Consider the following 14,226-nt stretch of genomic DNA (forward strand, 5'->3'; position numbering starts at 1 on the left):
AGAGCAGCTCAGCGGCGGATGCCTTCCGCGCGTCGCCGTTCAGGATGCGAGCCCCCGCGCTGAATCGGATAATCTGCTTTTACCCCTTGATCTAATCGTATATCGGACAAAGCGCACTGATATTGCGCAAAATGTGATCCCTGCTCGTGGGACGGCTTCGCGGATGCGGTCTGCGAGGTCGGCCGCACCCGAGCCCGGCAAGCGCTGGACACTGCCCTACGACGTGTAGCCGCCCAGTCCGCCGACACCGGCCTCGTCCCCTCGGGACGAGGCCGGTGTCGTGTCGCCGCAGTGGACAAAGGTGAACACCGGGGCGCGTTACTCTGCCGCGCGGGATGCGCGCTTGCGGTCGCCGCTCCCGCCCGTCACGCGTCGCGGATCCAGTGCCCGTCCGTGGCCCAGCCGAGGAACCGCCGGACGTTCGGAACCGCCGGATCGTCCAGGCTGCCGCCCGTGAACACATGCCGCAGCCCGGCCAGAACCGGCGCGAGGCGGCGCACGGTGTGCTCCGGCCGCCGCGCCGTCTCCTCCGCCATCCACGCGATCACCGCGAACTGGTCCTCCACCCCGCACAGGGACAGGAAGAACAGCGTCTGCCGCCACGCGTACGCGGCGTCCTTGACGGTGCCGAGCGGCCGCGGGTTCCCGGCGATCTGCTGCACCAGACGGCACACCGTGCGGTACGCGCCCCGCGCCGGCTCCGCCCAGCCCTCCGCCGGCTCCACCCCGATGGGGTACACGAGCGCGGCGAGGTTGTGCGTGGTGAGGATCTGCGCCTGCTCGATGACCTTCCCGTTCGCCGCGACCCACCAGCGGCCCCGCGGATCGATGCCGGCCCGCTCCCGGCACAGCTCGGCGAAGGCGTCCGAGGTGTTCGCCGCGAACCCACGCTCGCGCTTGACGTCGTCGATCGTCCGGATCGCGGCGTAGTCGATGCCGTAGTACCGCGCGTACAGCGACCCTTCGAGCAGTACCGCGGCGTCCTGCGCGGCGCGCAGAAACTTCGCGGAGAACGTGCCCATGAAGATGTCCGCCGCGAGTTCCTCGGTGAACACCGCCTTGACCCCGGCCTGTCGCGCGAGCGAACCGAGCTCCTGGAGCAGCGGGTTCGGGACGATCGTGCCGGGGAAGGCGCGCACCGTCAGCGTGCCCAGCTCGGTCAGTGCCTCCCAGGCGTTACCCGCGGTGTCGGTCGACACCCGCCGATACGCGGACACCGCCCGTACCCACGGCAACTCCTCCAGCCGTACCTGGTGCTCCAGGTTGAGGAGCAACAGCGACCGACGCTCGGCGAACGCCCCATACCCCGCGGTCATCAGCGTGCGCAGCGCCGGATCGTGGTACGCCAACGCGGTCGTCGCGGCGACCAGTTGCGGGACCAGCTCGGCCAGCACCTCGGCCGACGGCACGATGCCGCGCTCGACGAGCGTCGCGACGGGCGCGCTGAGCGCGCGCTCGACCGGGTGACGCAAGCTGTCCGGAATCGGGCTGCCCGCGCGCACGCCGGTCCGCTCGGCTTCCGCGTCGGTCACCGGTACGAGCAGCCACGCCGTGTCGGGCAGACCCGCGTCGTCGCGCAGGTTCGCCAACCGGGTGATGAGGACGCGCGCCAGCTCGTGGAGCGTCGCGGTCGACGCGTCCTCGGCCTGACGGGCCCGCAGTTCGGCGTGCGGCGGCGAACCGGGCGCGCCGCGCTTGACGACCATCGCGTCGACGGCGTGCCGGAGCAGGCCGGGGCGGGCCGCCCCACGCGCACCGACGTTCGCGCGGATGCCGGTGCGGGGTCCGGCGGAGCGGGGTCCGGCGGTGCGGGCGGCGCGGCCGTCCGCCATGCGGGTGCCGGCGCTGCGAACATCACCGGCCCGTGTGTCACCGAGCGCCTCGGCCAAGGCGGCCAGCAGGATCGCGGAGTTCTCCCTGGGGTTGCGGTGCTTGGTGCACAGCGTGTGCTGCGCCGCCAAACGCCGGTAGCGCTGGAGGAGTTCACGGCCGCGTTCGGTCCAGCCCGCCGGTCGGATCGCGTCGAGCCGGCCGTCTTCGACGGTCTCCAGCCAGTGCGCGAGCAACTGGTCGGCGAACGGGTTCCACACGGTCAGCGCCTCGTTCATCGCCTCGACCGCGGGCTTGGGGCGCCGCGCGCCGAGCGTGGCCCGCAACGAGCCCACGGATTCGCGGTGCACGGCGGAGCCGTCGGGCACCGGCGTGTCGCTGGGGCTCGGCAGGAAGCGGAGGCGGTCCGCGTACGGCGCGATCTCGTCGAGCAGCGTGAGCGCCGCGAACCGATCCCCGGCGCGCAGCAGCCACGCGATGGTGAGCAGCGCGGCCTCCTCGGGCACCGCGACGTGATACCGACCGGTGTCGAGCATCGTGTGGAGCTCGGCCAGGCCCGCATCGGTGAGGAAGTACCGGAACACCGCGAGCCGATCGCCGGTACGCAGCCCGGCGCGGGCGGCGGCTTCGGCCTCGTGTGCGGTCCACGGCCCGCCCGCCGCGGCGTCGCCGGTGGCGAACCCGCCGCGCACGACCTCCGGGGTGACCCACGCGGGGAGCCCGCGCACGGGCGTGCGTGTGCCGATGGTCAACGAGCCGTCGGCCATGCCGCCGGCGACCTGCGTCCAGCGGCGCACGCGCTCCTCGGCGCGAAGCCGGGTCGCCTGGCTCTCGTGGGAGGCGGCGGTGTGGAACGCCTTGGCCAACTGCCAATCCGCATAACCGGGGTTGGCGACGGGCTGCACGTGAATCTCGTTCATGCCGACGTGGCGGGCCCTGCCCCCGCGCCCTCCGGGTTGAGAGCCCGGTGCTCTACTGACTGAGCTACACGTCGTGGTCGGTGTGGTCGGCACGGCGGGCACCGCGCGCCCCGCCGCTTTGTGCGGGTTACGGGCCCGGAGCTCTGCACGCCGAGCCCCGTGCCGCCACGTTCCGATGTCGCCGACGTGGCGGGTCCCGCCCCCGCGCCCTCCGGGACCGAAGCCCGGTGCTCTCTCTGACTGAGCTACACGCCGTTGCCGTGTTCGCCGACGTGGCGGGTCCCGCCCCCGCGCCCTCCGGGACCGAAGCCCGGTGCTCTCTCTGACTGAGCTACACGCCGTTGCCGTGTTCGCCAACGTGGCGGGTCCCGCCCCCGCGCCCTCCGGGTCCGAAGCCCGGTGCTCTACTGACTGAGCTACACGTTGTGGTGCGCCGGCGAAGTGCCCGCCGACGAGGACGACATTAGGCCCGAGCCGCGGGCGGGGCAACGGGGTTATCCGCACGGCGCGCGGCGGCCACGGTTCGCCGCTCTCGGTACGCCGCCGCGACGGCTGCTCGGGCGACACGTCGGCCGGCGCCACGGTCAGCGCTCGCCGGCCCGGCCGCAGATCGCGCAGGGCTGGTTCGGCTGGTTGAGCAGGAACGCCCGGATCCGGGTGGAGTAGCGCGCCTGCGCGTAGTTCGGCACCTGTGCGGGAAAGCCGGCGAACAGCGGACGGTGCCGGCGGTCGTTGCCCAGCCGGGCGTCCAGCCGCGCCGGCAGCCGCATTCCGTGCGTCGCGAGATCCACCGGGCGCAAGCCGGCCAGCGCGGTCCGCAACTGGGCGCTCAGAACATGGCCGCGCTGCACCAGATCCGCTTCCAGCGCGGCGATACCGCGGGCGTTCACACCCGCCTGATCCGGCCCGACCCGCTCCGCGTCGACGTACACCTGCGCCAGACGTCGTATTAGGAGGCCGTCGAGATCGTCGGCCGCGGTACTGGTATCGACTCGAACGATGCTGCGCACGCCACCACTCATGTACCGGTTACCCCCGACGAAAGACGAAGCGAGGGCGGAGAGTGGGTGCGCTGTCGATTGTCGGAGTGAGAAGGAAGCACACCGCGGAGCCGCCCCCGCACGCCGACCCTGACCTCGCTCCCCGAGTTCGCCCAAGGAATTTCCGGTCCGGTCCGGGGGAGAGCGGTGCGAGACCCGGCCCGAGGCTTCCGGGTCACGGCTGATATCGCACTCACCGACGACGGCCTTCGCGCACGATGGGTGTCAGATCGGGTCCCACGCGATCGACTCGTACAGTCTGCCGAGCGTCCCCGTCAACGCGGTGTCGATCGGGATCGGCACGTCGTCGATGAGCCGAACCGGCGCGATCCCGCGCGAGTTCGTCACGAACGCGGCCCGGAACGAGCCTACGTCGGACAGGTGGACCGGGCCGCGTCGGGAGGGCAACGGCTCTGCGGAGAGCGCCCTTTCGAGCAAACCCATGGTGATGCCTTCCAGGACGGGCGCGTTCGGCCAGAGCAGCGAAGTACCGTCGAAGAACACGACGTTGGTGATCGCGCCCTCCGCGACGAGTCCGTCCGGGCCGGTCAGAAGCGCCTCGTCGAAACCCTCGCGGGCGACCTGTCGGCGGTAGTGCGCCTGCCCGAAGTCCCCGACGCGCTTGATGTGCGCGACGGAACGCAGATACGGGACGGACCGCAACGCCTGTGGCGCGGGCGGCATATCGCCGGGTGGCCGCAGGGTGACCAGGACCGCGACCGACCCGGCCTCGTCCGCGGCGAACACATAAACCCGCACCGACGCGTCGGGAACGTCGTGGGCCAGCGCGTGCCGGATGTACCGCCGGATCAGGTCCCCGTCCAGTGGGGTGCCGAACAACTCCCGGTTGGCCGCGTCGAGCCGATGAAGGTGGTCGGCGAGGCCGCGTACCCGGCCGCCGCGTACCTGCATCGCGGTGAAATGCCCGAAGCCGGCTACGGCGACGGCGTGCAGCCGTTCCACCGTGGTGGATCGGCCGTCGATCTCCACCCGTGATATCGCCGAAGCACTCATGCCGGCGACAATATCCGTCCGTCCGGGGCTTCCACTCGCGACGGCGCGGTGGTCGGCGACCTGGCCACGGGCCGGACGCACGCATGCGGATCGCCACAGTGGACAAGAACGGCACGCACACCTGTTCACCCGACGCAAGGCCGCCTCGTGGACCCCGAGCCCACACCGCCGTCGAGGCGAGGGCCACCTGAAGGGCTGCCTCGTCCCGGGTATGCTCGCGGACTTCACCGTCCTGGGCGAGGATCTGCTGTCCTCGCGCCCGAGCGCATCGCGGAGATCCCGATCCTTTCGACTTGGGTGGGCGCCCGGCAGGTGTGGGGCGACTGCCGTCCCGAGGGGTTCGCGGCGGCGACGCACGTGCACGATGGCGGGAGGGCCCGTCGATGTCCCCCCGGTTGCCGAGCGGGCATTCCGGTCGCGGGCAGGGCCTCGCCACCCGTTCACCCGCCCTGCGGTGCGGGATGTCGGGAACGGGCCGACCGTGGAGTTGTGAACAACCACCACGAATCACCGCACCGGTACGGCGTCGACACCCGTGTGGTCACGGTGGGCACCGTGCTCACCGCCTCGGGCTCGATCATCGCGCTGACCGGCCTGGCCATCACCGCATCCGCCCTGCTGGGCGCCGTGCGCAAACTGATCCGGGACTTGGACACCCCGCCCGGCGAAATGGCGGCCGCGAAGTTGCGGCAGGCGAAGCACGCTTCACGGGCGGGGATGGCGGCGTGGCAGGAGGCTGCGGACGGTCGTTCTTGACGGACGGTCGTTTTGACCCGACACACGCAACGAGCGAAGACGGTGGTGTTCTCGCCGGGCCCGCGGGCCCGGCGAGAACACCACCGTCTTCGGCTGAGCCGTGCTTCGCCGCCCCGCGGGTGCGAACTCGGACGCGGGCGACGCGTCACGCCGGGATGTGCCTTCGGGGGAGTGTGTTCAGGGCGTCAAGGTCGATGTCGGAGAGGTCGATCTCGGCCGCCTCCCAGTAGGCGTCCAGTTCTTGCGGTGTGCTCGGGGCGACGACGGGGAGCAGCACCGGCGAATTGCCGAGAAGCCATGCCAGTGCGATCTGGGCGGCGCTCGCTCCGTGGCGTTCGGCCACGGCGGTGACGGCCGATCTCGTCCGGGCTCCCGAACCCAGGGGCCGTCGGGGCACGAACACCAGGCGGTGGGATTCGCAGAACGCGAGAAGATCCTCCGTGGTCCGATCGGCGACGTGGTACGGGGCATGGACGGAGGAGATCTCGGTGATCGTCATGGCCCGCCGCACCTCTGCGATGCTGCTCGCCTCGACTCCGATGTGGCGTATCTTCCCCGCACGGCGCAGATCCGCCAGCACGCCGAGTCGGTCCGTCCAGGAAGGCGTCTCGGCGGGATCCGCCGCGGGCAGGCGATAAAGGTCGATCGCCTCCGTTCGCAGTCCGCGGAGGTCGGCTTCGCACTGTGTACGAAGCCGATCGGGGTGATCCGGCGCGGACGCACGACCGGTACCCGCGTTCGTGCCGCCGGCGCGGGCCGCGACCAAGAGGTGCGCCGGATAGGGGTGGAGCGCGTGAGCGACCAATTCCTCGGCGGTGTCCTCGACATCGACGAGGCGCGCCCCGCGGTCGACGGCTTGACGCAGGACGGTTCGAGCCCGTCGGCCCGCCTCGGGCGTTCTCGGAATCCCCGGGGCGGTCAGGCCCCTGGTGGACAGACCCAGACGCTGGGGCAACGGACTTCGGCCGATGGTGAAGAAGTCGGGATGCATCGTCTCCGGCCTTGTCGGAGTCGGCCGAGACGGGCACTCGCCTGGTGCGGGCTCGGGTCGTGGTGTCGACGAGGTCGACGAGGTCGACGAGGTCGACGGATGGGACCGTGTCGAGGGAAACCGCGGCGGTTCCGTGTGGATCCCGCCGTGCCCCGATCACGATGCGATGCTATGCACATCCCCAACTCAGTGCAATCATCAAATTGCACTCGGTGCAATTGGGTATTAGGGAACGTGACGAGGCGGTGCACTTGCATGGAAGACTTCCGACGCGTGGCCGACGCGGTCCAGGCGGACATCGAAGCGGGGCGGCTCCGGCCCGGCGATCGACTGGCCACCCAACGGGAGTTCGCCCGCGCCCACGGCATCGCCAACTCCACCGCCGGGCGCGTATACGCCGAATTGGGTCGTCGGGGACTGATCCTCGGTGAGGTCGGCCGCGGCACCTTCGTCCGTGCCGCCGCCAAGCACCCCCTCGCACTGTCCGACCCCTCGAACGCCCCCGCCGATCTCGAGCTGAGCGTGCCCTCGGTCCCCGAGCAGTTTCCGCTGCTTGCCGAGGGCCTCGCGCGCATGCATCGGCCCGATGTCCTGCGGAACGCCCTTCTCCCCGTCGGCGTGTCCGGCACCCCGGAGGCCCGGACGGCGGCCGCGGCGACACTGGCGTGTGCCGGGTGGACCCCCGACCCCGCCGACATCCTCTTCGCGGGCAGCGGCCGCCAGGCCATCGCCGCCACCATCGCCGCGCTCGTTCCGCCCGGCGGCCGGCTCGGAGTCGAGGAACTGACCTACCCGGTGGTCCGCGCGATCGCCGCACGGCTGGGGGTGGTTCTCGTCCCCCTGGCCATGGACTTCGCCGGTGTCAGGCCCGCGGCCGTTGCCGCCGCGCACCGTTCGGCGAGACTCCAGGCGATCTATCTCCAACCGACCCTGCACAACCCGCTCTCGATCACGATGCCGGCCGAGCGGCGGAACGAACTCGCGGCCCTGGCGAACAGGTTGCACCTTCCGATGATCGAGGACGCGGTCTGGTCGCGGTTCGGCGACACCGCGTTGCCGCCGATCGCCCTCGGGGCTCCGGAGCACGCCGTCGTCATCGACAGCCTGTCCAAACGTGTGGCGCCGGGCCTGAGCATCGGGATGGCGGTCGTCCCGCACCGGATCGCCGGCGCGGTGCGCGCGTCGCTGCGAACCGGTGCGTGGACGGCCCAGCGCTACGCCCTGGAGGCGGCCACCGGGTGGATGAGCGACGGCACACTCGCCTCCGTTGTGGAGGCAAAGCGCCTGGACGCGCGCGTTCGTCAGGAAGCCGTTCGCTCCAAGCTCGCGGGTTTCCGGCTGCGGACCGCTCCCGGCGCCTACATGTGCTGGTGGGAACTACCGGAACCGTGGCGGGCGGACACGTTCGTGGCGGCGGCCGCGCGGCGGGGCATCGCGGTCACACCCGGCGCCGCCTTCGCGGTCGCGCCCGCCACCGCCCACGATGCGATCCGATTGGGACTGGCCTCCCCGACGCCGGACGCCCTGTCGGCGGCTCTGGAGGCCCTGGCGACCTTGGCCGGTTCGATCCCGGAGCACGAACCGGTCGAATAGCTTGCGACGACACTGCCGTCACCACGCACGTACCCGGGCCGACATGCTCCGATCCGAGGGGTGTGGGGGCGGTACGGTCGTGCGCATGACGACCGGCGGGGAGATTCCCGCGACCCGAGCCTTCGGGGGATCGCCCGACAGGCCGCGAGGCAGGACGCGCGGTGGGGGAACACGCCCGACTATTCCGGGCGTTCGTTGCCCGGCAGCACTCGGGACGACGCGGACGTCGAGGCCGACCTGCTGGGCGCCATGTTGTCGGACCGCACCGTGATCGATCGTGTGTACCGGCTCGTGGGCGGAGCCGACTTTTTTCGGCCTGTTGAACCGCCACATGTTTCTCTCGCTCTGCCGGGTCCACTACCGTCTGGGACGGTTCGACATGGACGTCGTCGCCGCCGAAATGGAACGCTCCCACGGCCTGCCGGGCCTCGCGGACAGCGCCTATTCGGCGGACCTGCTCGCTCGGGTGGGTATTTCCACAATGCTTGCCGCAAGCCATGCCCGGCACATCCGCGAGACCGCCGGATGGCGCCGCACGGTCGAACTCCCGAGGCCGATCGGCTGTCGGCCCCGGGACACGAACACCGCTCGTGCCGGTGGGACGCGGACAGGGCCGTTCGACCCGGGCCGCGGGAACCGGTCGGCCCTGCCTCGCGCGCGGGATCGGCGTGAGGCTGGCCGTGAGCGGCGCGGACGCGCCCCGGCGGAAGGGATCGGGTCCATGAACGAGATCGGCACACCGCGCGAGGTCTGGGTACTGGCCGTCGACGGCGAGACGGTCCTGCTGCGGCCTCCGGGACCCGAGGACCGGGACGGCGTGCTCGCGATGCATCGTGCGATGTCGGCGGAGAATCTGTACCTGCGGTTCTTCGGCACCTCGGAGACGTCGGTACGGGAGACCGCCGAGCGGGTGAGTACGCCCGGCCGGGCCGGATGCGGTGCGCTGATCGCGCTGACCCACGACGGGAGCGAGGTCATCGGGGTCGTCGAATACAACGGCGACGCCGGCTCCGGCGAGGCGGAGCTCGCCCTGGCGGTGGCCGATGCCTGGCACGGCAGGGGGGTGGGCACCCTGCTGATCGAGCATGTGGTCACGATGGCCCGCGCGGACAAAATTCGCACGCTGGTCGCGGACACGTTGCCGTGGAATCGTCCGATGCTTCGGGTGTTGGAGCACATGGGATTGCCGGTGCGCAACCGACTTGTGGCCGGGGTGACGAGTTGCGTGATCCCGTTGGACGGCGACAGCGCCTCGACGGAGCGGTATCTGACCGCGCTGGCGCGGCGTGAGGCCCTGGCGGACGTGGCCAGTCTGGTGCCGCTGTTCGCACCTCGGTCGGTGGTGATCGCGGGCGCGGGGCATCGGGCCGACTCGGTCGGCCGGGCGCTGCTGCGCAACGTGAAGGCGGGGCACTACACCGGGTCTCTGGCCGTGCTGCACCCCACCGCGACCGAGGTGGACGGGGTGCCGGCGTTCCCGACGCCGGACCTGCTTCCCGAGGTGCCCGATCTGGTGGTGGTGGCCGTTCCGGCGGACCGGGTTCCCGATCTGGTCGAGGACTGCGGGCGCGTCGGTGTACGGGCCCTGGTGGTGGTGACCTCGGGGGGTACGCCGGAGCAGGCCGCACGGGTGCATGCCTCCGTGCGCCGGCACGGGATGCGGATGGTCGGCCCGAACTGCCTGGGGATCGCGCAGACCGACCCCGCCACCGCGCTCAACGCGACGTTCGGGTGGGTGGTCCCCGCCGCCGGCAGCGCGGGTGTGGCGGTGCAGTCCGGTGGGGTGGGGATTGCGTTGACCGAGCAGTTGAACCGGCTGGGGATCGGGGTGTCCACATTCGCGTCGCTCGGTGACAAGTACGACGTCAGCGGCAACGACATGCTGCAGTGGTGGCAGGCCGACACCCGGACCACGATGGCGATCCTGCATCTGGAGTCCTTCGGCAACCCGCGCAAGTTCTCCCGGATCGCGAGCGCCGTCGGCCGTGTCAAGCCGGTGCTCACGGTGGACGCGGGTCGCTCGGCGGCCGGGCGTCGCGCCGCGGGCTCGCACACCGCGGCGGCGGTGACGCCGACCGTGGCGCGCGGGGCGCTGTTCCGCCAGGCCGGGGTGACCGCCGTGAAGACCCTGGGCGACCTGGTCGCGATCGCGGCCCTGCTGCATGCCCAACCGCTGCCCGACGGAGCATCGGTGGCGGTGATCGGCAACGCGGGCGGCGCGGGAGTGCTCGCGGCCGATGCCTGTGTGGACGCCGGCCTGGCGGTGCCGCGTTTCGGCCCCGACCTCGAAGCCGAACTCCGCGCCCTGCTGCCCGCCGGCGCCGCGTGCGCCAACCCGGTGGACACCACCGCCACCGTCGACGGCGAGACGCTGCGCCGGTGCGTGGACCGGGTGTCGGCGGCCGGTCACGTCGACGCCGTGGTCCTGGCTCTGGCGCCGACGGCCCTCGGCGACCCGCTCGGCGACATCCTCGAGGGTCCCGCCGTTCGGGACCGGCCCGTCCTGGTGATCGCCCCCGAACGCGCCGCCGCGGTGGAGTTGTTGCCCGCCGTGGGCGGCGCGGTGCCGGTGTACGGCGACGCGCGCACGGCAGCGGTCGCGCTCGCGCACGCCTACGAACGCGCGATGTGGCTGACTCGCCCCCGCGGCACGGTGCCGGCCCTGGCCGACGTCGATCGCACCGCGGCCCGTTCGCTCGCCGGCGAGTTCCTGCTGCGCGAGCCCGACGGCGGATGGCTACCGCCCGGCGAATGCGCGCGCATGTTGGGCGCGTACGGCATCGAGGTGAGCCCGTGGCGGCAGGCGTTCGACGTCGAGGAGGCGGTGGCGGTGGCGCGTGAACTCGCCCCGCTGGGCGTCGACGGAGCGGTCGTGCTCAAGGCGTACGGCCCGCACATCGTGCACAAGAGCGATGTGGGCGGCGTGCGATTGCGCCTGGTCGGCGACGACGCGATACGTGCGGCGTTCACCGACCTGGCCAACCGGATCGGCGCGTTGATGGAGAGCGTGGTCGTCCAGCCGATGGCCGCCTCGGGGGTCGAGCTGATCGCCGGGGTGACCCAGGACGAGGTGCTGGGCCCGTTGGTGGTGTTCGGGCTGGGCGGGGTCGCCACCGACGTCCTCGCCGACCACGGTGCGCGGTTGACCCCGCTGACCGATCTGGACGCGCACTCGCTCCTGGCCGACTCACGAGGGGCCCCGTTGCTGTACGGCCATCGAGGTGGGCCGGCCGTCGACACCGCCGGGATCGAGGACGTCCTGCACCGGTTGTCCAGGCTCGCGGACGATGTGCCGCAGCTCGCGGAGGCCGACTTGAACCCCCTGGTCGCCCGCCCCGACGGCGTCACCGTCGTCGACGCCCGGATCCGATTGGCACCGCGACACGAACAGGATCCATACCTGCGGCGACTGCGCTGACCCTGGGCTCGCGGCGGATGCCCAAGCCCGACTGCGGGGGAGCCGGATACTCCGCGCGCCCGAGCGGGGCCTTTCGAAGCACGTGTCCACCGGTGGGGGCAGGCCCCGGACGCGTCGCCGGGGCGGTGTCGCCGGCCCCGGCCCGGGCGAGGCGGGCGGCCTGTCCTCGGTCCGCGGGCGGGCGGAGGTGGCCGATCAGAAGACACCGGGCCTCCCGGCCGAGGCGTCGTGGTCGGCGGCGTCCCGGCCGGGAAATCCTTGTGCGAGGTCGGGTCAGGAAACTTCGGTGGTGGCGTCCCGGACGGCCTTGTCGATGTCCTTCGAGCTCACGTCGAGTTCCTTGGCCACCTTCTTCTCCGCCTTCAGCTCCGCCTTGGCCAACGCGTGCTGGAGCGTGCTCTCGCCGACGACGACCAGGGCGGCCTCGCCCTCGTCGATGAGCTCGCCGAACTCCTTCACGTCCGCACGGGACATGCCGCGCCACAGGTGGCCGCCCACCCCGCCCACGGCGGCCCCCACGGCGGCTGTGCCGATGATCGCCGGCGGGAACAGGATGCCGACGAGCGCGCCGACCGCCGCGCCGCCCCATGCGCCGTGTCGCGTGGACGTCTCGTCCTTGTTGACGTGCACCTTGCCCGCGTCGTCCTTGGTGACCACCGAAGCGTCGTAGCCGCCGACCGCACCCAGCGCGTGCAGGTCCTTCACGACGTCGTAGTCGGCCCGCGCCGCCGCCTGGTCCGGGTAGGTCCCGATGTAGATGAACACCGAGTCGGGCTTCGCCATTTCGTTGATCCCTTCCGAGGATGCCGCATCCGGGAGGACACGGCGACGACCGAGAACGCGCAGCGGTGCACGGGCACGGGCGACGCCCGTGCCCGCAAGCCATGCGATCTTGTCCGGCAGTTCCAGCATGGGGCCCACCAGCCGGCTCGGCATCCCGCACGGCGGGCGGACGGCACGAGGAGTCGAGCGGCGGGGGCCGGCCGGCCGCGGACGCGCCGGTCCCAGGGCAACGCGGTGGGCGGGGGGGGAGGTCTGCCGCGACACGAAAGGACACCACGTTCGGCGTACTCGGAATCGTCCGTGCGCGCGTAGGTCCACCGAGGTCGAGGCGGGTGCGGCGCCCGGGATCGAGGGGGCGAGCCATTGCCGGATCGGCTCGCGCGGCTCGCCGCGTACGGGATCGGCCGAGTCGGTGTGGTGTCCGGTCGTTGCGCGGGGGTGGGTTCCTCGGCTGCGAAGGCGGTGTCCGCACGGCTTCGCCTGCCGTCGGGGTGGGATCGGATCCGGGTGGCCCGACACACGAGATTCGGCCGGGCCCGTCACGTGGACGGTGCCCGGCCGGGTCGTGTGGCGATCAGAGCAGCCAGCGGTGGTCGCGGACGATCGGCAGGCGGGCCCACAGGGCACCCAGGCCGAGCCGGCTGCCGACGGCGACCGCGGCGAGGGCGATCAGGGAGATGGCGTAGATGACGTGGTAGTCGGTGAAAGGGTTCGTGGAGGAACTGGGCTTGCCGCTGTCGAGGTGCTTGGCGGGCGGCCATTCGGCGATCCACATCAACGCCATCATGGCGGTACCGGAGACGGCCGCCGGACGCAGACCGATGCCCAGGACCAGCGCGACGCCGACGCCGAGCAGACCGAGCATGAACAGCCAGTCGGCCCAGGGCTCGCCGGCCCAGTCGCGCAGGGTGCCGGCCATCGGGCCGACGTCCACGTGGGAGAGGAAACCCTTGGTGGGGGAGCCGCCGTCGAGCCAACCCTTGCCGCTCGCGGTGGCGTAGCCGAGGCCGAACGTCTTGTCCAGGAACGCCCACAGGAACACGAAGCCCAGGAGGACCCGCAGTCCCGCCACGGCGACATCGGCGTTGCGGGTGGCGGCGATCGCCGATGAGCCGGCCGCGACGTCGGGCGTGGTCTCGTCGTCCGTGCGGCGGGATGCCGCGGGTGAGCGGTGCGGCAGGTGCAAGCGCGGGGACAGCCGGTGGTCGCGTGAGGTTGCCATGTCGATTCCCTCCCTGGTGGTGCCGGACCCGGTGCCCGGCCGGCCCGGCCACGAACGTGCCTTCCTGGGCAGTGACTTCAATGTCCCGCCTGCCCGGTGCCCGCCCCAGGGCCGACCGGCCCGACCTGTCGGGTCCAACAGCCGGTTGCCCGTGGGGCGTTGCGGGTGAGCCACGCAGGAGCCCACCGAAAAGGGGCGGTCGACCGCAATGAATCGGGGGCGGCCGCCCGCAGCCGGAATTCCAGGCCGGCCCATGCGTTCGTGCCCCGGCTGCCGATCACCACGAGCGAAGCGGGTAACGACAACACCCCGGCAGAGCCCGCCTGTTGTCCATGTCAGGGCATTCTGAAGGGCGCCGTAGGGCCCGTTCGGCATGGGGACCGGGCCGGTCGGACCGGTCACGGCCCCGTCGGCATCGGCTGTGCGGTCGGGGGCAGATCCCGTGTCCCGTCCGAGACGAGATGGCGGCGATTGTTGGCGTCAGCCCAGCGGGACGCGCCATTCCAGGAGGGCTCCGCCGTTGGGGGCGGGCCCGAACGAGCAGGTGCCGCCGAGGGATTCGGCCCGTTCGCGCATGTTCGCCAACCCGCTGTCGCGGGTCGGGTGCGCCGGTGGGCCAACGCCGTCGTCGCGCACCCGCAGCCGCACGTGGTCGCCGT

General features: G+C 72.0%; 9 protein-coding genes and 4 tRNA genes. 3 read left to right on the plus strand and 10 right to left on the minus strand.

The features are described from left to right. Positions 1 to 365: 365 nt before the first annotated feature. The 7 genes from ACIBSV_RS49455 to ACIBSV_RS49485 all read right to left on the minus strand — a co-directional run bounded on the left by ACIBSV_RS49455 (position 366) and on the right by ACIBSV_RS49485 (position 4,804). Positions 366 to 2,750 (minus strand): hypothetical protein, encoded by a 2,385-nt coding sequence (locus ACIBSV_RS49455; RefSeq protein ID WP_395874386.1) that lies wholly within the window; start codon positions 2,748 to 2,750, stop codon positions 366 to 368. A 1-nt stretch (position 2,751) separates the two neighbouring features. Beyond that, a tRNA-Glu gene (locus tag ACIBSV_RS49460) sits at positions 2,752 to 2,824 on the minus strand. Positions 2,825 to 2,931: 107 nt separating this feature from the next. Continuing rightward, positions 2,932 to 3,005: transfer RNA gene (locus ACIBSV_RS49465), tRNA-Arg, on the minus strand. Between the two features lie 12 nt (positions 3,006 to 3,017). After that, positions 3,018 to 3,091 (minus strand) — tRNA-Arg (locus ACIBSV_RS49470). A gap of 12 nt (positions 3,092 to 3,103) precedes the next feature. Continuing rightward, positions 3,104 to 3,176, minus strand: a tRNA-Arg gene (locus ACIBSV_RS49475). A 158-nt stretch (positions 3,177 to 3,334) separates the two neighbouring features. Then, the gene (locus tag ACIBSV_RS49480) at positions 3,335 to 3,760 is read right to left on the minus strand and encodes a hypothetical protein (protein WP_395874388.1); all 426 of its coding nucleotides are present in this window, start codon (positions 3,758 to 3,760) and stop codon (positions 3,335 to 3,337) included. 255 nt (positions 3,761 to 4,015) lie between these two features. Beyond that, positions 4,016 to 4,804, minus strand: coding sequence for an aminotransferase class IV (locus tag ACIBSV_RS49485; RefSeq protein WP_395874390.1), 789 nt, complete (start codon positions 4,802 to 4,804; stop codon positions 4,016 to 4,018). Positions 4,805 to 5,293: 489 nt separating this feature from the next. Between ACIBSV_RS49485 and ACIBSV_RS49490 the strand changes: the two genes are divergently transcribed. Continuing rightward, positions 5,294 to 5,560 (plus strand): hypothetical protein, encoded by a 267-nt coding sequence (locus tag ACIBSV_RS49490; protein WP_395874392.1) that lies wholly within the window; start codon positions 5,294 to 5,296, stop codon positions 5,558 to 5,560. A 145-nt stretch (positions 5,561 to 5,705) separates the two neighbouring features. Here the strand turns inward: ACIBSV_RS49490 and ACIBSV_RS49495 are convergent, their stop codons facing one another. Next, positions 5,706 to 6,551 (minus strand): aldo/keto reductase, encoded by an 846-nt coding sequence (locus ACIBSV_RS49495; RefSeq protein WP_395874394.1) that lies wholly within the window; start codon positions 6,549 to 6,551, stop codon positions 5,706 to 5,708. A gap of 255 nt (positions 6,552 to 6,806) precedes the next feature. On the opposite strand from ACIBSV_RS49495, the gene ACIBSV_RS49500 reads away from it, so the two are divergent. Together ACIBSV_RS49500 and ACIBSV_RS49505 are read left to right on the plus strand one after the other, a co-directional pair. After that, on the plus strand, positions 6,807 to 8,144 hold the full coding sequence (locus ACIBSV_RS49500) for a PLP-dependent aminotransferase family protein (protein ID WP_395874396.1): 1,338 nt from the start codon (positions 6,807 to 6,809) through the stop codon (positions 8,142 to 8,144). Between the two features lie 721 nt (positions 8,145 to 8,865). Beyond that, positions 8,866 to 11,562 carry a GNAT family N-acetyltransferase gene (locus ACIBSV_RS49505; RefSeq protein WP_395874397.1) on the plus strand — a complete coding sequence of 899 codons (2,697 nt, stop codon included), beginning with the start codon at positions 8,866 to 8,868 and terminating at the stop codon, positions 11,560 to 11,562. 273 nt (positions 11,563 to 11,835) lie between these two features. Here ACIBSV_RS49505 and ACIBSV_RS49510 read toward each other — a convergent pair whose 3' ends face one another. Together ACIBSV_RS49510 and ACIBSV_RS49515 are read right to left on the minus strand one after the other, a co-directional pair. Beyond that, positions 11,836 to 12,345, minus strand: a complete 510-nt coding sequence (locus tag ACIBSV_RS49510; protein WP_395874399.1) for a DUF1269 domain-containing protein — start codon at positions 12,343 to 12,345, stop codon at positions 11,836 to 11,838. 574 nt (positions 12,346 to 12,919) lie between these two features. Then, positions 12,920 to 13,567 carry a hypothetical protein gene (locus tag ACIBSV_RS49515; RefSeq protein ID WP_395874401.1) on the minus strand — a complete coding sequence of 216 codons (648 nt, stop codon included), beginning with the start codon at positions 13,565 to 13,567 and terminating at the stop codon, positions 12,920 to 12,922. Positions 13,568 to 14,226: the final 659 nt, after the last annotated feature.

The organism is Embleya sp. NPDC050154, from assembly GCF_044460165.1.
GTDB lineage: Bacteria > Actinomycetota > Actinomycetes > Streptomycetales > Streptomycetaceae > Embleya.